This is a genomic window from Streptomyces sp. UC4497, from assembly GCF_054871485.1.
In genome coordinates, this window is sequence record NZ_JBTYHB010000006.1 from 189,965 (window position 1) to 210,872 (window position 20,908).

Here is a 20,908-nt window from a genome sequence, read left to right on the forward strand (position 1 = left end):
GCTACGGCGTACGTCTCACGACACCACGTCCTTGCGCGCGAACCCCCGGAACGCCAGCGCGAACAGCACCACCGCGTACGCCACCGAAACCGACGCCCCCTGGATCATCCCGCCCCATTCGGGCTGCGCCTGGATCGCGTCCGCCCAGGCGAACTGCCAGTGCGCGGGCAGGAAGTCGCGCCAGTCACCGAGCGCGGTGACCGCGTCCAGGACGTTGCCGACGATGGTCAGGAAGACCGCGCCGCCGACCGCGCCCAGCGGGTTGTCCGTCTTGGTCGACAGCCAGAACGCGAGCCCCGCCGTGACCAGTTGGGACACGAAGATGAACGCGACCACGGCCAGCAGGCGCTGCACCGCCGTGCCCGCCGGCAGCGCGCCGCCGGTCGGGATGTCCAGCGGTCCCCAGCCGTACGCCACCGCGCCGACGCCGAGCGCGACCAGCGGGAGCAGCAGCATCGCGGCGAGGCTGAGCCCGAACGCGACGGCCAGCTTGGACCACAGCAGGCGGGCCCGCGGCACCGGAGCGGCCAGCAGATAGCGCAGGCTCGACCAGCTCGCCTCGGACGCGACGGTGTCGCCGAAGAACAGCGCCACCGGGATGACCAGCAGGAACCCGGCGGACACGAACAGGCTCACCGCCGCGAAGTTCGCCGCGGACGCGGTGGCCGTGTCCATCAGGTTCACGCGCTGGCCGCCGTCGCCTCCGCCGCCGCCCGGCTCCCCGCCGATCGCGAACGCGGCGACGAGCACGAACGGGAGCAGCGCCATGACCGCGCCCATCACCAGCGTGCGCCGCCGCTTCACCTGGCGGACGAGCTCCACGCGCAGCGGGAGCGTGCGGCCCGGCCGGTAGCCGTGGGCGAGTTCGGGCACGTCGCGCGCCCCGGTCTCGACTCCGGTCGTCGTCATGCCGATGCCCCTCCGATCAGGGTCAGGAACGCGTCCTCGAGGCGGCGGTGCGGGCCGAGGGAGCGCACCGGTACGTCGAGCCGGACCAGCTCCGCGACCAGCCGGGCGGCCGGGTCGGATCCGGCGACCGGGTCCGGGTCGAGGTCGGGGTCCGGGACGAGGCGGACCAGCAGGCCGTCGTCGACCCGCACCACCGATTCCACGCCCGCGAGGCCGCCCACCTTTTCCACGAGCGCGTCGGAGACCTCGCCCGCGACGCCGACGAGCAGCGTGTCGCCGGAGCCGACGATGTCCGCGACGGGGCCCGCCTGGACGAGCCGGCCGCGGTCCATCACCACGAGGTGCGTGCAGGTCTGCTCGACCTCGGCGAGGAGGTGGCTGGAGACGATGACCGTGCGCCCTGCGCGGGCGTAGCGGATCATCACCTCGCGCATCTCGCGGATCTGCGGCGGGTCGAGCCCGTTCGTCGGCTCGTCGAGGATGAGCAGGTCCGGGAGGCCGAGCATGGCCTGGGCGATCGCGAGGCGCTGACGCATGCCCTGCGAGTACGTGCGCACCGCGCGGGCGAGGGCGTCGCCGAGGCCGGCGATCTCCAGGGCCTCGTCGAGGTGCGCGTCCGCGGCCGGGCGGCCGGTCGCCTTCCAGTACAGCTCCAGGTTCTCCCGGCCGGACAGGTGCGGCAGGAAGCCCGCCCCCTCGACGAAGGCACCGACGCGGGACAGGACCGGGGAGCCGGGCCTGATCGCGTGGCCGAAGACCCGGATCTCGCCCTCGTCGGGCCGGATGAGGCCCATGAGCATGCGCAGGGTCGTGGTCTTGCCCGCGCCGTTCGGCCCGAGGAGGCCGAGGACCTGGCCCTGTTCGACGCGGAAGGACAGGTCCCGCACCGCGTACCGGTCCGTGGAGCCCGCGTACTTCTTGCTGAGGTCCGTGATCTGGAGCGGGACCTCGGCGAGCGCCGGGTCGGGCGCGGGCGCCGACGTGCGCCGCCGGGCCGTGAACAGGATTCCGGCCGCGAGCACGAGCGCCCCGGCCGGCAGCCACCACACCCATGCGGGCAGCGGGGTGGGCGCCGTCTTCACGTCGGGGGCCGTGGGCACGCTCAGGCTGTCGCGCACGGAGACCTGGTACGTCGCGGGCTCGTTCGGCGACGCGAAGCCGAGGTCGGTCGCGGAGAGCACGAGCCGCAGCTTGTGGCCCTTCTGCACCTCGTGGTCGATGGCCGGAAGCGTGATCCTCACGTCCTTGCCCGCGCCGTCCGCTCCGGTCACCTTGACCGGCGTCACCAGCTGCGAGGGCAGCACCTGACGCGTCCCGTCGGGCCCGGAGTCGTACACCTTGGCGAACAGCACGGCCGTGCCGGTGGAGGACTTCACGTGGGCGGTGACCGTCGGGGAGCCGGTGACGCGCAGCGACTTCTTCAGCGGCGCCGAGTCGAAGCGCGAGAACTGGCCGGGGTACTCGAGGGAGAAGCCGGTGCCGAGCGACGTCGACAGGTTCGACACCTTGCCGAGGCCCGGCACGGAGGAGATCGACGGCGGTCCGCCGCCCGGCGGGTTCTGGAAGGTCTCGTTGGCCGCCTTCAGCGGCACCGACGTGCGCCGCTCGCCGCGCAGGCCCGGGTACAGATCGCCGCTCGCGCCGCGCAGCGTGGCCGCGCCGTCCGTGGAGTCGACGCCGCCGGTGCGGGTGACGCGGAACGCGGGGCCCGTGTCGACGTTCTCGTCCTTCAGGTAGCGGTCGAACCAGGACGTCACGCGCTCGTGCAGCCGGTCGACCTCCATGTCGCCGCCGTCGTGCCCGCCGTTCAGCCAGTCGACCTGGACCGGCGCGCCGTTCGCCTTGACGTGGCGCGCTATCTCGTCGGCCTGACCGAGGGGGAAGAGGGAGTCCGTCTGGCCCTGGGCGATGAACGTGGGGACCTTGATGCGGTCACCGACGGCGACGGGGCTGCGCTCCTCCAGGAGCTTGCGGGCCGCGGCGTCCGGCTTCCCGGCGACGGCGACGCGCTTGTACATGTCGCACAGCTTTTCCTCGAAGCGGCCGCAGGCCAGCCCGGCCTCACTGGTGCGCTTGCCGAGCGGCGCGGAACCGGAGGTGAAGAAGGCGCCCGCCCACAGCTTCTTGAAGACACCGTCGGGGAACAGCGCGTCCGCGAGGTTCCAGTACGTGATCTGCGGGGCGATCGCGTCGACCCGCTTGTCGTGGCCCGCCGCGAGCAGCGAGACCGCGCCGCCGTACGAGGCTCCGGTGACGCCGACGCGCGGGTCGCCCGGCTTGTCGAGCTCCACCTCGGGGCGCTTGGCCAGCCAGTCGATCAGGCGTGAGACGTCGGCCACCTCGTGCTTCGGGTCGTTCAGGCCGATCTTGCCGCCGGACCGGCCGAAGCCGCGGGACGACCAGGTCATGACCGCGTACCCGTGGGCGGCGAGCTTCTCCGCCTCCGCGCGGACGTCGGCCTTGCTGCCGCCGAAGCCGTGCGTGAGCAGCACCGCGGGCCGCTTGTGGGACGGATCACCCGCGGTGAAGTACGACGTGTCGATGCGCACCCCGCCGCCCATCGACATCATCCGGTCCTGCCGGTGCACGGCGGATGCCCCGCCGGAGCCCGAGTCGGCGGCCGCCGAGAGTCCCGTCCACGTACCCGCTCCCGCGAGCACGACAAGGGCCGCCGCGACGGCGATCCACCGTCGCGGCCACCCGCGTATCCGCTCGCGCCACACGCGCCGTCGAAAAACCATGGGTCAACGGTAGGCGCCACCACCGACAACCACCGCATCCGGTGGACTGAGGCAACCACCCTCCCCCAGACGTACGAGGCCCCTCCGGGGTACCGCGGGCGTGGTACGTGGCCGCGACGCCGAGAACCACGAATTCGACCGGTCGACCGGTCCCACGCCACGGGGCTCCGCCCCGGACCCCGCGCCTCAAACGCCGGCGGGGCTGGAATGCCGCAGTCGCCGACGAGGCTGGGGGTTGTCCCGGCATTCGAGGCTGGGGGTGTCCCGACATTCTGCGAGCGCTCGCAGAGTTCGTCAAGAGGTCGCGCAGCGGCGGGAGTTGGTGGGAATTTTCGCTTCCGGAAATCCTTGCGCAATCCATTGACCGGCCTGCGAGCGCATGCAAACGTCCTCCCTCGACAGCGCCCACCGCCGAGCCGCTCGTGGAGGCCCCCTATGGGCAGTGCCGCCCCCTCCCGTCGCACCACCCTGTCCGCCCTGCTCGCCTCCGGCCTCGGTGCCGCGCTCACCGCCTGCGGCGGACCCTCGCGGTCCGTCGGCGCCGGCGGCAGCGTGACGCTGCGGTACTTCTTCTGGGGCGACAGCGGCAGGGCCGACCTGATCAACAAGTGCATCGCGGTGTTCGAGCGAGAACATCCCAAGATCAAGGTGAAGTCGAGCTTCGCCGCCTTCGACTCGTTCTGGCCGAAGCTCAGCACCGCCGCCGCGGGCGGCAACCCGCCCGACGTGATGCACGTCGACTACGCCTGGATCCGCACCCTCGGCGAGCACGGCGTACTCGCCGACCTGAACGAACTCTCCGGCTCCGGCAAGGAGATCGACACCTCGACCGTGGTCGAATCCGTGCGCACGGCGGGCCTGGTGGACGACCGCCGCGTCGGCCTGCCGCTCTCCCACAACAGCGTCGCGCTGCACTACGACGCCGAGGTCTGGGCCAAGGCGGGGGCCCGCCCGCCGACGAAGCGGATGGACTGGGACACCTTCATGGAGCAGTCCCTGAAGGTGTCCAAGTACGGCAGATACAAGCAGTTCGGCATGGACAACCCCGGCCAGAACTATCTGGGCGTCGAGATCTGGATGCGTCAGCAGGGCCTCCAGATGTGGACGGAGAACGGCGAACTCGGCTTCTCCCCCGACGACATGCGCCGCTACTTCACCAAGGTCAACGAGTGGCGCAAGGAGGGCGCGCTCGGCGGGCCCGACGTCGTCCTGGAGTCGCTGCCCGGCTATCCCATCACCACCCGCCGCGTCGCCTCCAACCTGGAGTGGGACAACCAGGTCGGCGGCCGCAGCGACATGCGCGGCAGCAAGCTCAGCCTCGGCCAGGTGCCGAGCGACACCAGCAAATCCGGCATCTACTCCAAGCCGGGCATGTTCATGGGGGCCGCCGCGAAGAGCCCGTACCTCAGCGAGGCCGCGCAGTTCATCAACTTCATGATCAACGACCGGCGCGTGGGCAAGATCCTCGGCACCAACATCGGCATGCCGCCCACGACGAGCCAGGAGGGCGCCGCCGATCTCAGCGACCCGAAGGTGCGCCAGGTCCAGACGTACGAGAAGCAGGTCGAGAAGACGCTCTCGCCGACCCCGCCGCCCCCGGCCGACGGCGGCGCCTCGCTCAACGTCTATCTGATGCGCGTCGCCGAGAAGCTCTTCTACGACCGCATCTCCGTGGACCAGGCCGTTGACCTCTACTTCGACCAGTCCAAGGTCACCCTCGCCTGACGCACGGCCGCCTTCGCCTCCCCTCCCCGCAAACGTACGGAGCCCTCATGGCCTCTACGACGACGACCGACGCCGCGATACCCCGCGCACGCCGCGGCGACTCCCCCTCGACCAGCCCCGCCAAGCGCCGCCGCCGGGGCACGAACGACCGCTCCGCGTACGTCTTCCTCACCCCGTGGATGATCGGCGCGGCCCTGCTGACGCTCGGCCCGATGCTGTTCTCGCTCTACATGTCGTTCACGGACTACAACCTGTTCGACTCGCCGCGCTGGATCGGCCTCGACAACTACAAGCGCATCCTGTTCGACGACCCCGAGGTCCGGGACACCGTCGGCGTGACGCTGCTCTACGTAGTCGTCGCGACGCCGTTGAAACTGGCCGCCGCGCTCGGCGTCGCCCTGCTCCTCCACACCCGGCGCAAGGGCCGCAACTTCTACCGGGCCGCCTTCTACATGCCGTCCCTGATCGGGGCGAGCGTCGGCGCGGCCATCGTGTGGCGGCTGTTGTTCTCCACCGGCAGTGTCGTCGACCAGTTCCTCGGCACCTTCGGGATCCACACGGGCGGCTGGATCTCCAACCCCGACTGGTCACTGATGTCGCTGGTCGCGCTGTCGGTCTGGCAGTTCGGCGCACCGATGGTCATCTTCCTGGCGGCGCTGCAGCAGATTCCGACCGAGCTGTTCGAGGCGGCGGAGATCGACGGGGCGGGCCCCTGGCGCCGCTTCCTCTCGGTGACGGTCCCCATGCTGTCCCCGGTGATCTTCTTCAACCTGGTCCTCGAGATGGTGCACGCCTTCCAGATGTTCAACTCGGCGTTCGTGCTCTCCAACGGCACCGGCGGGCCCGCGGGCTCCACCCACGTCTACTCGATGTACCTGTACGAACTCGGCTTCAACGACTTCCGGATGGGCTACGCGGCGGCCCTGACCTGGGTGCTGCTCCTGGTCGTCGGCGTGATCACCGCGGTGCTCTTCAAGACTTCGGGCCGCTGGGTCCACTACGCGGGCGAGGAGAAGTGACGATGGCTACGACGACGCCGAATGCGGCCCTTCGGACACTGCGGACCCGCTCCCTGACCTGGCACGCGGGCGCGATCGCCCTGCTCCTGGTACTCCTCTATCCGGTGGTCTGGGTGTTCACGGCCTCCGTGAAGCCCGCCGACGAGATCATCTCCAGCTTCAACATTCTCCCGTCCGAGGTCAGTTGGAGCGGCTTCGGCACGGCCCTCGAAGGCATCGCCGAGGTCCCGGCGTGGCGCTTCTTCGCCAACTCCCTCGTCCTGGCCGTGGGTTCGGTGATCGGCAACGTACTGTCGTGCTCGATCGCGGCCTACGCCTTCGCGCGGCTGCGGTTCCGGGGACGCGGGGCGATGTTCGCGGTGATGATCGGCACGATCCTGCTGCCGACGCACCTGCTGCTCATTCCGCAGTACACGATGTTCCAGAAGGTCGGCCTGGTCGACACCTACGTCCCGCTGCTGCTCGGCAAGTTCCTCGCCACGGACGCGTTCTTCGTGTTCCTGATGGTGCAGTTCGTCCGCAACCTGCCGCGCAGCCTCGACGAGGCGGCGCTGATCGACGGCTGTGGCCACTTCCGCATCTTCGGCCACATCGTCCTTCCGCTGCTCAGGCCCGCACTGATCACCACGGCGATCTTCACCTTCATCTGGTCCTGGAACGACTTCTTCGCACCGCTCGTCTACCTCCAGTCGCCGGAGAAGTACCCGCTGCCGGTGGCGCTCCGCCTGTTCGTCGACTCGACGAGCAGCCAGGACTACGGGGCGATGCTCGGCATGTCGGTCCTCTCGCTCCTCCCGGTGATCGCCTTCTTCATCGCGTTCCAGCGGCTGCTGATCGAGGGCGCGGCGACGTCCGGAATGAAGGGATGAACGGCATGAGCGGCACTGTGGCGCGGCGCGACACCCCGTACGGCGAGCGGTTCACGCTCTTCGCTGAGGTGCTGTGGATCGGGCTGCTGGTGGCGGCGGGTTCCCTGCTGGTGGTCACGTGGCCGGCGGCGATGGCGGCGGGCTGCGCGGCGGTACGTCGCTGTGTGCCGGACGGCCCGTCGCCGGGGACGGCCCGCCGGTTCGCGGCGGACTGGCGGGCAGCGCTGCCGGGCGGCTGCGTGGTGGGGGCGGTGGGCCTCGCGGCCCTCGCCTTCCTCGGCGCGGACCTCCGCCTGGCCACGGCGGCTGGCGACCTGCCACTCTTCTGGCTGCTGGCACTGGCGATCGCCGGGTCGGCGGGCGCGGTGGTCGTGTACCAGGTCCGGATGGCATCCACCTGGTCCTCGACGGGCCACTGGACGCGCCCCGCGCGGGATCCACGGGGGTCGGCGATGCTCGGCGGGGCAGTACTGGTCTCGGCGGTCTGCGTCTGGCAGTTGACGATCCTGGCACCACTGGTAACGGGCGTACTGGCACTGGCGGCAGTGGCAGTGGACCGGCACCCCAGGGGCGCGGGGAACTGCGCAAACCACAGCGCGACAGCACCCGCCCACGAAACCGGACCACCCGTGGCGCACACGCGAAAACAACCACGTGAGGGGGACACGCCATGCGTAACAGCGACCGGCAAAGCGGCGCAGCCATAGGCGCTGAGGACGTCGCGGAGGCGGCCGGCGTCTCCCCCTCCACCGTCAGCCGCTGCTTCGCCTCCCCGCACCAGGTCCGGCCGGACACCCGCGCCCGGGTCCTCGCGGCAGCGGAACGCCTCGGCTACCGCCCCAGCCGCATCGCCCGCTCCCTCGCCGAAGGGCGAACCCGCACGCTCGGCCTCATCGTGCCCGACATCGCCAATCCGTTCTTCGCGGTGATCGTGAAGGCCGTGCAGGCCCGCGCCCGCCGCAAGGACTACGCCGTGTTCCTCGCGGACACCGACGAACACCCGGACGACGAGTACGAGTTGGCGTGCGCGTTGGCCCGTCAGGTGGACGGGCTGCTGCTCGTCGCCCCGAGGATGGACGGCGCCCGGCTCGGCGAGGTCGTCCGGCAGGTGCCGAGCGTCGCCGTGAATCGGAGCGTGTCCGGCGTGTCGTCCGTGGTCGCGCCCAGCGAGGACGGCCTGCGCCAGGCGGTGGCACATCTGCACGCGCTCGGCCACCGCCACCTCGCCCTGATCCTGGGGGCCCGCAACTCCTGGTCAAGCGAGCAGCGCGGCCACGCCGTCCGTTACGCGGCCGAGCAACTGGAGCTGAAGGTAACCGAGTTCGGCCCGCACGAGCCCAAGTTCCACACGGGCGCGCAGGTCGCCGACCTGGCCCTGGCGGCGGGCGCCACCGCCATCGTTGCGCACAACGACCTGATGGCGCTCGGCGTGCTCTCCCGCCTCGCCGACCGCGGGGTCCGCGTCCCGGACGACGTGAGCGTCGTCGGCGCCGACGACACCATCCTCGCCACCACGGCCACCCCCGCCCTCACCTCGGTCCGCATCCCGCTCGACGCACTCGGCGAACGCGCCGTCGACCTGATGCTGCGCCGCCTCGACGACCCGGGCCGCGTACCCGAACAGCTCACCTTGGACAGCGAGTTGATAGTCCGCCGCTCCACAGGCCCAGCCCCGCGAAAGGAATCCTGACCTCCATGAAGCGCGCCGCGATCATCGGTACCGGCCACCGCGCCCAGATGTACACCAAAGCCCTGGGCGCCCGCCCCCACTACGACGTAGCCCTCCTCGCGGACCCGAGCCCGACCCGTATCGCCCACCACAACCGGGTGCTCGCGGAGCTCGGCGCACCGGAGGCGGCGGCCTGCGACCCGAGCGACTTCGCGCAGGCCCTGCGCACGCACCGGATCGACGAGGTCCTCGTCACCACGGTCGACGCGACCCACCACACGTACATCAACACGGCACTCGAAGCGGGCTGCCGGGTGGTGACGGAGAAGCCGATGACGACGGACGCGGAGAAGTGCCGCTCGATCCTCGAAACGGTGGAGCGCACCGGCGGCGAGCTCTCCGTCGGCTTCAACTACCGCTACAACCCGGCCCACGAGAAGGTCTGGCAGCTCCTCCACGACGGCGCGATCGGCGAGATCCGCTCCGTCCACTTCGAATGGCTCCTCGACGTGCGCCACGGCGCCGACTACTTCCGCCGCTGGCACCGCGAGAAGCAGCACAGCGGCGGCCTCCTCGTCCACAAGTCGGGCCACCACTTCGACCTGGTCAACTGGTGGCTGGGCGCGGCCCCTTCACGCGTCTACGCGGAGGGCGGCCTCGTCTTCTACGGCCGCGACAACGGCGAGCGGACCGGCCTGCGCCGCGACTACGTCCGCGCCCACGGCTCGTCCGAGGCCACCGACGACCCGTACGCCATCCACCTCGCCGACGACCCGCACCTCAAGTCCCTTTACGTGGATGCGGAGGCGTCGGGCGACTCCGACTACGTCCGCGACCGGAACGTCTTCGGCGACGCCATCGACGTCGAGGACGACCTGTCGGTCCTGGTCCGCTACGACTCCGGGGCCACGATGACGTACCACTTGACGGCGTACTCCCCCTGGGAGGGCTACCGGGTGATGTTCAACGGCACGGCCGGACGCCTGGAGCTGGAGGTCGAGGAGAACACGTGGCAGCCGCCGAAGGTCGCCGCGGGTGGGGAGGGGGCGTCGCACGGCGGAGTGGTCATGGACCGCCCCGGCCGCACGTCGATCCTGCTGCGCCCGCTGTGGGAGGCACCGCGGGAGATCCCGTACGAGTGGTCGGCGGGCTCGCACGGGGGTGGGGACCTCCGCATGCTGAAGGAGTTGTTCGGGCCCCTGGGCGACGGCTCCGACGAGGGCGCGGCCCCGGCCGCGGGCAAGGGCGCCACGGCCCGCGACGGGGCGCTTGCCCTGGCGGTGGGCGTGGCCGGCAACTCGTCGTTGGCCACCGGCCTTCCCGTCGAGACCAGTCAGTTGTGGTGACGGCCCCAGGGCTCGGATCGAATCAATCAGTCGGAACCGACACCAACCACCGCGTCTCCTGCCTCGGCCTCAAGTAGAAGGCCCAGTACAGCGTCGCCACCGCCATGATGCCGCCCGTCCACAGCAGGTACTCGACCTCCTGCTCGACGAGGATGTAGAGCATCAGCGCGATCAGCACCACGGGGACCCCCGGCCACAGCGGCATCCGCCAGGCCGGCTGGTCCTTGTGGGCGGCGCGGCGGGCGAACAGGGCGGCCACCGCGACCAGCAGGTACATGCCGGTGACGGAGACGCCCGTCACGCCGTACAGGGTGTCGAGGTTGACGAAGCAGAGGGCCGCGCCGGGGACGCCGACGGCCAGGGTCGCGACCCACGGCGAGCCGAAGCGGCCGAGCCGGGACAGCGCGTTGTTGACCGGTCCCGGCCAGGCCTTGTCGCGGGCCGAGGCAAACAGGACGCGGGAGTTCTGGATGACCATGACGATGCCCGCGTTGATGATGGCGAGCGCGACGCAGAGCGAGACGAACGTGCCGACCGCCGAGTTCGACCAGGCCACGACCATGGTGCTGATGTCGCCCGAGGTGAGCGCCGAGAGGTCCTTCGCACCCATCGTGATCGCGACGACCGGGACGAGGATGACGACGGAGGAGATGGCGAGCGTGGCGAGGACCGTACGGGCCACAGACTTGCGCGGGTTCTCCAGTTCCTCGGAGAGGTAGACGGCCGTCGAGAAGCCCTGGGTGACGAAGAGGGCGATGGCGAGGCCGGAGACGACGAGCATGCCGGTCACCGCGTCCGTGTGGCCGTTCCCGCCCGCGACCTGCATCGATCCGAGCGAGTCGATGCCCCGCTCGGAGTGCGCGAAGCCGAGCACTGCGACGAGGGCCGCCGCGATGACCTCCAGGACGAGGAAGATGCCGGTGATCCACGCGTTGGCGCGCAGGTCGAGCAGGCCCGCGAGGGTGGACAGCAGCATCACGCCCGCGCCCGTCATCGCCGGGTCGAGGTGGATCAGCGGCTCCAGGTAGTCGGCCGTGCCCATCGCGATCACCGGCGGCACGATGAACACGACCAGCAGGGACAGGACGAAGACCAGCCAGCCCGCCAGGCGCCCGGCCAGCGTCGACACCATGGCGTACTCGCCGCCCGCGCTGGGGATGAGGGTGCCCAGCTCCGAGTAGAGGAAGGCGACGCCGATACAGATCAGCGAGCCGACGGCGATCGTGAGCGCGGTGGCGGTACCGAGGCTGCCGAACAGGTCGGGGACGACGACGAAGAGCGAGGAGGCCGGCGTCACGCAGGACAGCGTGAGCAGGGTGCCTCCGACGACGCCGATGGAACGCTTGAGCTTCTGCTCCTGGGGGGCCGCCTCTGGCGGGGACGGGGTGGCGGCTGGGCGAAGCGTGTCGGTCATGGAGCGGTTCCGATCGACTCGTGCGACAGGGCGGCGCCATGCAACCTCGCCGATATCCGAACGTCAACGCCTGTTTCCCTACGGAATCCGCACCACCGCTTCCGCCAACTGCACGCGATTCTTCAGGCGTTGGCAAAGTCGGCCGGGAGAGAAGAGAAAGACCCCGTAAATGACCTTGGTTACGAAGGTCATTCACGGGGCCCACTTACGCTGCCCGGTTCATCCCCTACGTACGGGAACCGCAGCCGGAGCGCTGAAGTTCACCGCGAACTGTCCGTACTCCGGACGGCGCGGGGACGGTGCACGGCCCTCAGTGGTTGCTGGGGAAGCCCAGGTCGACGCCGGCGGGGGCGTCCGCCGGGTCCGGCCAGCGGGTCGTGACGACCTTGCCGCGGGTGTAGAAGTGCGTGCCGTCGTTGCCGTAGATGTGGTGGTCGCCGAAGAGCGAGTCCTTCCAGCCACCGAAGGAGTGGTAGCCCACCGGCACCGGGATCGGCACGTTGACGCCGACCATGCCGGCCTCGATCTCCAGCTGGAAGCGGCGGGCGGCGCCACCGTCACGCGTGAAGATCGCGGTGCCGTTGCCGAACGGGGACGCGTTCATGAGGGCCACGCCCTCCTCGTACGTCTCCGTGCGCAGCACGCACAGCACCGGGCCGAAGATCTCGTCCTGGTACGCCTTGGCGCTCGTCGGGACGTTGTCGAGGAGCGACAGGCCCACCCAGTGGCCGTTCTCGAAGCCGGGGACCGTGTAGTCGCTGCCGTCGAGGACGACCTCGCAGCCCTCGGCCGCCGCGCCCTTCACGTAGGAGGCGACCTTGTCGCGGTGGGCGGCCGTGATGAGCGGGCCCATCTCGGAGGTCGGGTCGTTGCCGGGGCCGATCTTGATCTTCTCGGCGCGCTCCTTGATCTTCGCGACGAGCTCGTCGCCGATCGAGCCGACGGCGACGACGGCCGAGATCGCCATGCAGCGCTCGCCGGCCGAGCCGTACGCGGCGGAGACGGCGGCGTCGGCGGCCGCGTCCAGGTCGGCGTCGGGCAGCACCAGCATGTGGTTCTTGGCGCCGCCGAGGGCCTGCACACGCTTGCCGTTGGCGGAGGCCGTGGCGTGGATGTGGCGGGCGATCGGGGTCGAGCCGACGAAGGAGACGGCGGCGACGTCCGGGTGCTCCAGGAGGCGGTCGACGGCGACCTTGTCACCGTGCAGCACGTTGAAGACGCCGTCGGGCAGACCGGCCTCGGTGAGCAGCTCGGCGATCTTGATCGAGGCCGAGGGGTCCTTCTCGGACGGCTTCAGGACGAACGTGTTGCCGGTCGCGATGGCGATCGGGAACATCCACATCGGCACCATGGCCGGGAAGTTGAACGGCGTGATGCCCGCGACGACGCCGAGCGGCTGGCGGATCGAGGACACGTCCACGTTGCTGGCGACCTGCGTGGACAGCTCGCCCTTGAGCTGCACGTTGATGCCGCAGGCCAGGTCGACGATCTCCAGGCCGCGGGCGACCTCGCCGAGCGCGTCGGAGTGCACCTTGCCGTGCTCGGCGGTGATCAGCTCCGCGATCGCGTCACGGTTGGCGTCGAGCAGCGCGCGGAACCGGAAGAGGATCTCGGTGCGCTTGGCGAGCGAGGACCGGCCCCACGACTTGTACGCCTCCTTGGCGGTGGCGACGGCCGTGTCCACCTCCTCGACGCTCGCGAAGTCGACGTGCGTGGTGACGGCGCCGGTCGCCGGGTCGGTCACCGGGCCGTGATTGCCCGACGCGCCCTCGACGGTCTTGCCGCCGATCCAGTGGTGGACCAACTTCGTGTCAGACATACGGGCAACTCCTGTGACGGCTACGTACTTCTCAGAGGTGGCGGCGTCGACCGGCGGCGCGCCGGTCGTACTCCTCGCGGGCCTTGACCGCGGCGCTGCGCTCCGCCGTCTCGGCCACAGGAACATCCCACCACGCCTGCGCGGGAGGCGGGCCCGACACTGTGTCTGCCGTTTCGGTCTCCACGTAGACACATGTGGGGCGGGTCGCGGCACGCGCGGCGGCGAGCGCTTCGCGCAGGTCACGCACGGTCTTGGCGCGATGCACCGTCATCCCGAGGCTGGCCGCGTTGGCGGCGAGGTCGACGGGCAGCGGCGCGCCCGCGTACGCCCCCTGCTCCCCCGCGAACCGGTACTGCGTGGCGAAGCCCTCGGCCCCCACGGACGCGGAGAGACCGCCGATCGAGGCGTATCCGTGGTTCTGCAGAATGACCACCTTGACGGGAATGTCCTCCTGCACGGCGGTCACGATCTCCGTCGGCAGCATCAGATACGTGCCGTCGCCGACGAGCGCCCACACCGGCCGGCCGGGCGCGGCGAGCGCGACACCGAGCGAGGCGGGGATCTCGTATCCCATGCAGGAGTACCCGTACTCGACGTGGTACTGGTCGCGGGAGCGGGCCCGCCACAGCTTGTGCAGATCACCGGGAAGCGACCCGGCCGCATTGATGAGAATGTCGTCCCCGGTCGCCAACTCGTCGAGCGCGCCCAGGACTTGGGCCTGGGTCGGGCGTACGAGTTCGTCCTCGGCGGCGAAGCAGGCGTCGACGCGGTGCTCCCAGCGCTCCTTGTCCTCGGTGTACTCGGCGACGTACGCGGGCTCGGCCCGGTACGCCCCGCCGAGCGCCTCACGCAGCGCGGCGAGCCCGGCGCGGGCGTCGGCGACGAGCGGCTGGGCGGACAGCTTGTGGGCGTCGAAGGCCGCGACGTTCAGGTTCAGGAAGCGGACCTCGGGGTTCGCGAAGAGGGTGGCGGAGGCCGTCGTGAAGTCCGTGTACCGGGTGCCGACGCCGATCACCAGGTCGGCGGTGCGGGCGAGTTCGTTGGCGGTGGCGGTCCCGGTGTGCCCGATGCCGCCGACGTCGGCGGGGTGGTCGTGCAGCAGCGAGCCCTTGCCGGCCTGGGTGGAGGCGACGGGAATCCCGGTGGCGTCGACGAATTCCTTGAGGGCCTCCTCGGCGCCACTGTGGTGCACCCCACCACCGGCGACGACGAGCGGCCGCCGAGCCCGCTTCAACTCCCTTACAGCAGCTGCAAGTTCCTCGCTGTCCGCCGCAGGTCGACGCACGGCCCACACCCGCTCCCGGAAGAACTCCTCCGGCCAGTCGTACGCCTCCGCCTGCACGTCCTGCGGCAGCGCGAGCGTGACGGCGCCGGTCTCGACGGGATCGGTGAGCACACGCATGGCCTGCAAGGCGGCCGGAATCAGCTGCTCGGGCCGCTCGACCCGGTCGAAGTACTTCGACACGGGCCGCAGACAGTCATTGACCGACACATCACCCGCGTACGGGACTTCGAGTTGCTGAAGCACGGGATCGGCGGGCCGGGCCGCGAACACGTCACCGGGCAGCAGCAGTACGGGCAGGTGGTTGATGGTGGCGAGGGCGGCGCCGGTGACGAGGTTGGTGGCGCCGGGCCCGATGGAGGTGGTGACGGCGTGCGTGGACAGCCGGTCGCACTGCCTGGCGTAGCCGACGGCGGCGTGCACCATCGCCTGCTCGTTGCGGCCCTGGTGGAAGGGCATGACGGGGGGTGTGGGGGGTGTCCCCCCACTGGGCGCAGTGCCGTACTGGAGGAGCGCCTGCCCGAGCCCCGCCACGTTGCCGTGGCCGAAGATGCCCCAGGTGGCGCCGATCAGCCGCTGCCGGGCGCCGTCGCGCTCCGTGTACTGGTTCGTGAGGAAGCGGACGAGCGCCTGGGCGACGGTGAGGCGGACGGTGCTGGTCTTCATCGGTATCCCTCCGTCACGTGATCGGGATGGAAGCAGATCCGCCACTCCCGCTCGTCCCCGGGCCCCGCCATGACGTTCAGGTAGTACATGGCGTGCCCCGGCTGGGCGATCGAGGGCCCGTGCCACCCGTCGGGCACGAGCACGGTGTCGCCGGAGCGGACCTCGGCGAGGAGATCGGTGCCGCCGGGCCTGGACGGGGACACACGCTGATACCCGTATCCCTCGGGCCCGTCCTCAGCCCGGTCGATCTCGAAGTAGTAGATCTCCTCGAGCAGCGTCTCCTCGCCCGGCCGGTGCTCGTCGTGCTTGTGCGGCGGGTACGAGGACCAGTTCCCGCCGGGGGTGATCACCTCGACGGCGATGAGCTGGTCGCAGTCGAAGGCGTCGGCGGCGGCGAAGTTGCGCACCTGGCGTGCGCTTCGGCCACCGCCCCTGTCCTCGACGGAAACCTCCGGCGCGGGGCCGTAGCGGACGGGGAGTCGTCGACCGCATTTCGCTCCTGCCAGGGCGAACCGGCCTCCCGCACCGGAGGAGATCTCCACGCTGGTGTCGCGCGGTACGTAGGCGAAGTCACTCACTCCACTGAATACGCTGCCCCTGCCCACCAGTTCAATGTTCACCCCATCCGCACGAACTGAACATCCGCCGGAAAGCGGCAGCACGATCCACTCGCTCTCCCCGGTGTCGAAGGCGTGCGTCTGCCCGGCCCGGAGTTCGAGGATCCGCAGCCCGGCCCGGGCCCAGCCGACCTTGTCGGGGTCGACGGACAGGGCGTAGGACCCGTCGGCGGCGCTACCGCGTGGAAGGTGCGTCATGCCTCTACTCTCCTCCTAGGTGTCCGCGCGCGTGGTGTGCAGCAGGCCCACGGCCGTGTCGACGGCGGCCGCGACATCCCCGTCGGCCGGGTAGAGCAGCGAGCGCCCCACCACGAGCCCCTGAACCGTGGGCAGTTGCAGCGCGGCACGCCACTTCTCGTACGTGGCGTCCTGGTCGCCGTCCTTGATGTCGCCGCCGAGCAGCACGGCGGGCAGGGCGGAGGTCTCCATGACCCGGGCCATGTCGTCGGGGTCGTCGGTGACCGGGAGCTTCAGCCAGGTGTACGCGGAGGTGCCGCCGAGCCCCGAGGCGACGGCGATCGACGTGATGACGCTCTCGGCGCTCAAGTCGTTTCGCAGCAGCCCGGTTTCGGGATCGCGACGACTCAGGAACGGCTCGACGAACACGGGCAGCCGACGCGCGGCCATGGCATCGACGGCACGAGCGGCTGCCTCCAACGTCCGCACGGACCCGGACCCCGGATCCGCATAATCGACCCGCAGCAACAACTTCCCGGCATCGAAGCCCAACCGCTCCAGATCCTCGGCGCGATACCCGGTGAACCGGTCGTCCAGCTCGAAGGAGGCCCCGGCGAGCCCGCCCCGGTTCATGGACCCGATGACGACCTTGCCGTCCAACACCCCCAACAACAACAGATCTTCGACCACATCGGCGGAGGCCAGCACCCCGTCCACGCCCGGCCGGGCCAGGGCGACGCACAGCCGGCGCAGCAGATCGGCCCGGTCGGCCATGGCGAACGCCCGCTCCCCGACGCCGAGCGCGCCCCGGGCCGGATGGTCGGCGGCCACGATCATCAGCCGCCGCCCCGCGCCGAGCAGCGCCCGCCGCCTGCGCCGGCCGGCGGCCTCGGCGACAGCTCCGGGGTCCTCGGCCCGCACGCGGGCAAGCCACCGGAGGTCAACGCCCTCTGCCTCACTCAAGCCCGGCTCCATCCCCTTCGCCGCGACGCCCTGCACTCTCCGTCGCCCCGCCAGATCTAGCCCCACCCGAGCCCCCTGTCAACACTTTGTCCTGACATTCGGACTACGCCTTGACACCCCTCTCCGAACGGTTCAAGGCTTGATTCCATGACGACCACGCCCGCGCGCATCCGCATCGGTTCGGCCCCCGACTCCTGGGGCGTCTGGTTCCCCGACGACCCGCAGCAGGTCCCGTACCAGCGCTTTCTCGACGAGGTGGCCGAGGCCGGGTACGAGTGGATCGAGCTGGGCCCGTACGGCTATCTGCCGTCGGACCCGCGCGTACTCGCCGAGGAGACGGGCCGCCGCGGCCTGAAGGTGTCGGCGGGCACGGTGTTCACGGGCCTGCACCACGGCCCCGCGGTCTGGGAGAAGACCTGGGACCACGTGTCGTCCATCGCCGAACTCACCCGGGCGATGGGCGCCCAGCACCTCGTGGTCATCCCGTCCTTCTGGCGCGACGACAAGACGGGCGAGGTACTGGAGGACTCCACCCTCACCGCCGACCAGTGGCACAACCTGGCCACACAGACCGAGCGCCTGGCCCGCGAAATCGGCGACCGCTACGGCCTGAAACTGGTCTTCCACCCGCACGCCGACACCCACATCGACACAGAAGAGAACGTGACCCGCCTCCTCGACGCCACCGACCCGGACCTCGTGTCGCTGTGCCTGGACACGGGCCACTACGCGTACTGCGGCGGCGACAGCGTCAAGCTCATCGAGACGTACGGGGAGCGGATCGGCTATCTGCACCTGAAGCAGGTGGACCCGGCGGTCCTCGCCACGGTCCACGAACAGGGCACACCCTTCGGCCCGGCCGTGGCACAGGGCGTCATGACCGAACCCCCGCGCGGGGTACCGGAGTTGGAGCCGGTACTGGCCGCCGCGAGCAAACTCGACATCGACCTGTTCGCGATCGTCGAGCAGGACATGTACCCGTGCGAGCCGGACCGCCCGCTCCCGATCGCCGACCGCACGCGCCGCTACCTGCGCTCCTGCGGGGTCTGACGCCTCCCTTATCCACTTGCGCGCCGGAGCATGCGCCCACGGCACGCCCCCTTTGCATCATTCGCGTCACAAACGCCCCCATGGCGTCACACATGTCAGGCCTACGCGGGTTCTGCGTCACAGGGGTCCCACAGGCCCTCCCTTCACCCCGGTTCACCTCGTTCTCCGGGCACAGGCTGAGTTGATCACGCCGGCACCCCCGAGCCGCCGTGAGCACCGCCAGGGAGGAGCCACCGATGAGCGACCGCAGGCTCTGGTCGTACAAGGACATCGCCGCGCACATCCGCGTGCAGCCCGACACCGTCCGCTCGTACCGCAAGCACGGTCTGCTGCCCCCGCCCGACCACGTCGAGGCGGGCAAGCCCTACTGGTACGCCGACACGGTCCGCGCCTGGGTGGCCTCCCGCCCGAGCAACCGGGGCCGCAAGGACTGAACCGAGGGTGCCGGGCCGCCCGGCCCGGCACCCACACTGCGACACACGCGACCCCGCCATAAACTTCGGACAAATCACCCAAGGTGACCGTAAGTTACCGGCAAGCCGGAGGGATCGCAGTGACGCAGCCCCAGCCGCCCTACGGGGCACCCCAGGCCCGGATTCCCCAGCAGCCGCCCCCGCCGGGCCCGCAGATCCGCCCCGGCCTCTGGAAGCGCTGCCTGTGGGGCGGCCTCGCACTATGGGTGCTGACGGCGATCGTCACGTACGCGACCCAGAACACCACCCTGCTCCCCACCCTCATCCTGCTGGGCAGCTTCCTCACCCCGGCGGTCTTCGTGCTGTGGGCGTACGAGCGACACGGCCGCGACCTGGGCGTGAGCCTGATCCTGGGCTGCTTCCTGGTGGGCGGCATCCTGGGCGTGCTCGGCGCGTCGGTCATGGAGTACTACCTCGTACACCCCTCGGTGTGGATGTTCGTGGCCGTCGGCCTGATCGAGGAGGCGGCCAAGCTGCTCGCCCTCGTCTACGTACTGCACCGCCATCCGCGCATCAGCGGGCTGCGCGCGGGCCTGGTCCTGGGTGCCACGGTCGGCTTCGGCTTCGCGGCCTTCGAGAGCGCGGGCTACGCGTTCAACGCGGCGATCACCATGAAGGGCATCGACCTGCGCGCCCTCCTGGAAACAGAGGTCCTCCGCGGCCTGCTCGCCCCCTTCGGCCACGGCCTGTGGACAGCAATCTCAGCAGCGGTCCTCCTCTCCTTCCGCAAGCCGAACGGCCGCTACCGCTTCGCGACCCCCGTGATCCTCACCTACCTGGGCGTCTCGCTCCTGCACGCCCTCTGGGACTCCATGCACGGCATCGCGATCTGGCTGGTGGCCCGCCTCACCACCACGAACCTCGACCGCACCCTCTTCGCCGAGGGCTACATCCCCAAGCCGACCGACACGCAGCAGCACCTCTTCACGCTCTTCTCGGTCGGCGGACTGGCCATCATCACGCTCCTGGCACTCACCTGGGTGCGCTCACTCGCCCGCCGGGACCCTTCTTGGAAGAATACCCCCTAGGGGTATAGAGTCGATCGCATCAGGAGATACCCCTCACCACCAAGGAGTACGTCATGAGCGCCCACACCGAGCTCCCCCAGGCCGACACCGGTTCCTGCTGCGGCGGCGCCTGCCAAACCGACGCCGCGGCCACCGAGGGCGCCTTCACCACCGTGTACGAGGTCAAGGGCATGACGTGCGGCCACTGCGAGGGCGCGGTGTCCAGCGAGATCTCGGAGCTCGCCGACGTCACCTCGGTCCAGGCGAGCGCCGCCACCGGCCAGGTCACGGTCGTCTCCACCGCCCCGCTCGACGAGGAAGCGGTCCGCGCAGCGGTGGACGAGGCGGGCTACGAACTCGCCTGATCCGCACGGCCGGGGCCGGAACCCTCACGCGGCGCGGGAGGAATCAACAGCAGTCGAGCCGAACCGGCAGCCGCCGGCGCGAGGGAGGGGACGCGTCGGGGTGCCCCCGCAGGACTCCGCAGAAGCACCACTCGTGGAGTCGCAGTTCCCGGGGGCACCCACCCCGGTGGCCGAGGAGGTACCCCGGCGCGGCCCCGCACCCACGATCAAAAACGGGGCGCCCCGGCCGACCACCCGACACGGGTGCGCAGATTCACGCAGAGACCTGCCGAGATCTCTGGACCTCCACACAATCCACACGGCACAATTGCAGCACTCCCCCACAGAGGCCGATATCCACATATCGGACCTCTTGCGCACGCACGGGACATATGCAAGAGACGCAGATCACATTGGTCCGGACGTAACCCTTTGCAGCTCTCGTGAGTCTAAGGAGGCGATGCAGGAACGTCTTGGGGGACGTTTCCGCACCGGCGGGACCCGTCTTGGGGGACGGTCCCGACAGCGTTGGCCGGGGCACGTGCGCCGGGAAGCTTGAGCGGCCCGCCCGGCGGTACGTGTTCCGGCGGCCGACGCACCAAAGACCCCCAGGCCGGATCCCGTGGGGGGAATCCGACCCGGGTAAAGGAAAGCGCCCCGACTGTCGGCCCGTGGGGGGACCGACAGCGGGGCGCTTTCTGCTTGCCGCGATTAACCAGGTGGTGCGGGTGACCGGCACCTACCCAACGTTTCGGTTGGAGTGGTCACGGTTGCGGGGCTCTGCCCCGGACCCCGCTGCTCAATCGCCGCAGGGGCTT

The 20,908-nt window shown here is 70.4% G+C and carries 17 protein-coding genes; 10 read left to right on the forward strand and 7 right to left on the reverse strand.

From position 1 onward, the window contains the following. Positions 1-15 precede the first annotated feature (15 nt). The gene (locus ACYSUO_RS11285; protein ID WP_461775919.1) at positions 16-909 is read right to left on the reverse strand and encodes an ABC transporter permease; all 894 of its coding nucleotides are present in this window, start codon (positions 907-909) and stop codon (positions 16-18) included. Further along, positions 906-3,650 (reverse strand): alpha/beta fold hydrolase, encoded by a 2,745-nt coding sequence (locus tag ACYSUO_RS11290; protein ID WP_461775920.1) that lies wholly within the window; start codon positions 3,648-3,650, stop codon positions 906-908. Before ACYSUO_RS11290 ends, ACYSUO_RS11285 begins: the two co-directional genes overlap by 4 nt. Before the next feature lie 435 nt (positions 3,651-4,085). Here ACYSUO_RS11290 and ACYSUO_RS11295 point away from each other — a divergent pair, with 435 nt between their 5' ends. The 6 genes from ACYSUO_RS11295 to ACYSUO_RS11320 are packed head-to-tail and all read left to right on the forward strand — an operon-like array spanning position 4,086 to position 10,278. Then, positions 4,086-5,375, forward strand: a complete 1,290-nt coding sequence (locus ACYSUO_RS11295; protein ID WP_461775921.1) for an ABC transporter substrate-binding protein — start codon at positions 4,086-4,088, stop codon at positions 5,373-5,375. A 47-nt stretch (positions 5,376-5,422) separates the two neighbouring features. Then, a complete protein-coding gene (locus tag ACYSUO_RS11300) occupies positions 5,423-6,394 on the forward strand; it encodes a carbohydrate ABC transporter permease (RefSeq protein WP_461775922.1) in 972 nt (323 codons plus the stop codon). A 2-nt stretch (positions 6,395-6,396) separates the two neighbouring features. Then, positions 6,397-7,263 (forward strand): carbohydrate ABC transporter permease, encoded by an 867-nt coding sequence (locus tag ACYSUO_RS11305; RefSeq protein WP_461775923.1) that lies wholly within the window; start codon positions 6,397-6,399, stop codon positions 7,261-7,263. Between the two features lie 5 nt (positions 7,264-7,268). Beyond that, entirely contained in the window at positions 7,269-7,970 is a 702-nt protein-coding gene (locus ACYSUO_RS11310; protein ID WP_461775924.1) for a hypothetical protein, read from the forward strand. Beyond that, positions 7,934-8,953: a LacI family DNA-binding transcriptional regulator gene (locus ACYSUO_RS11315; RefSeq protein WP_461775925.1), complete on the forward strand. Its 1,020-nt coding sequence runs from the start codon at positions 7,934-7,936 to the stop codon at positions 8,951-8,953. The genes ACYSUO_RS11310 and ACYSUO_RS11315 overlap by 37 nt, the downstream gene beginning before the upstream one ends. 5 nt (positions 8,954-8,958) lie before the next feature. Then, positions 8,959-10,278 carry a Gfo/Idh/MocA family oxidoreductase gene (locus ACYSUO_RS11320; protein WP_461775926.1) on the forward strand — a complete coding sequence of 440 codons (1,320 nt, stop codon included), beginning with the start codon at positions 8,959-8,961 and terminating at the stop codon, positions 10,276-10,278. A 22-nt stretch (positions 10,279-10,300) separates the two neighbouring features. Here ACYSUO_RS11320 and ACYSUO_RS11325 read toward each other — a convergent pair whose 3' ends face one another. From ACYSUO_RS11325 to ACYSUO_RS11345, 5 genes are all read right to left on the reverse strand, one after another. Continuing rightward, positions 10,301-11,692, reverse strand: coding sequence for an APC family permease (locus ACYSUO_RS11325; protein ID WP_461775927.1), 1,392 nt, complete (start codon positions 11,690-11,692; stop codon positions 10,301-10,303). A gap of 310 nt (positions 11,693-12,002) precedes the next feature. Beyond that, the gene (locus tag ACYSUO_RS11330) at positions 12,003-13,511 is read right to left on the reverse strand and encodes a CoA-acylating methylmalonate-semialdehyde dehydrogenase (protein WP_461775928.1); all 1,509 of its coding nucleotides are present in this window, start codon (positions 13,509-13,511) and stop codon (positions 12,003-12,005) included. Positions 13,512-13,542: 31 nt separating this feature from the next. After that, the gene (iolD, locus tag ACYSUO_RS11335) at positions 13,543-15,459 is read right to left on the reverse strand and encodes a 3D-(3,5/4)-trihydroxycyclohexane-1,2-dione acylhydrolase (decyclizing) (RefSeq protein WP_461775929.1); all 1,917 of its coding nucleotides are present in this window, start codon (positions 15,457-15,459) and stop codon (positions 13,543-13,545) included. Then, positions 15,456-16,274, reverse strand: coding sequence for a 5-deoxy-glucuronate isomerase (iolB, locus tag ACYSUO_RS11340; protein ID WP_461775930.1), 819 nt, complete (start codon positions 16,272-16,274; stop codon positions 15,456-15,458). Before iolB ends, iolD begins: the two co-directional genes overlap by 4 nt. A 15-nt stretch (positions 16,275-16,289) precedes the next feature. Continuing rightward, positions 16,290-17,216 (reverse strand): Cgl0159 family (beta/alpha)8-fold protein, encoded by a 927-nt coding sequence (locus tag ACYSUO_RS11345; protein ID WP_461775931.1) that lies wholly within the window; start codon positions 17,214-17,216, stop codon positions 16,290-16,292. A gap of 147 nt (positions 17,217-17,363) precedes the next feature. Between ACYSUO_RS11345 and ACYSUO_RS11350 the strand changes: the two genes are divergently transcribed. The 4 genes from ACYSUO_RS11350 (at position 17,364) to ACYSUO_RS11365 (ending at position 20,111) form a co-directional block, all read left to right on the forward strand. Continuing rightward, positions 17,364-18,266 (forward strand): sugar phosphate isomerase/epimerase family protein, encoded by a 903-nt coding sequence (locus ACYSUO_RS11350; RefSeq protein WP_461775932.1) that lies wholly within the window; start codon positions 17,364-17,366, stop codon positions 18,264-18,266. Positions 18,267-18,502: 236 nt separating this feature from the next. Further along, positions 18,503-18,700 carry a helix-turn-helix transcriptional regulator gene (locus ACYSUO_RS11355; protein ID WP_461775933.1) on the forward strand — a complete coding sequence of 66 codons (198 nt, stop codon included), beginning with the start codon at positions 18,503-18,505 and terminating at the stop codon, positions 18,698-18,700. Between the two features lie 119 nt (positions 18,701-18,819). Continuing rightward, positions 18,820-19,767: a PrsW family intramembrane metalloprotease gene (locus ACYSUO_RS11360; protein WP_461775934.1), complete on the forward strand. Its 948-nt coding sequence runs from the start codon at positions 18,820-18,822 to the stop codon at positions 19,765-19,767. Positions 19,768-19,820: 53 nt separating this feature from the next. Then, entirely contained in the window at positions 19,821-20,111 is a 291-nt protein-coding gene (locus ACYSUO_RS11365) for a heavy-metal-associated domain-containing protein (protein WP_461775935.1), read from the forward strand. Positions 20,112-20,908 lie beyond the last annotated feature (797 nt).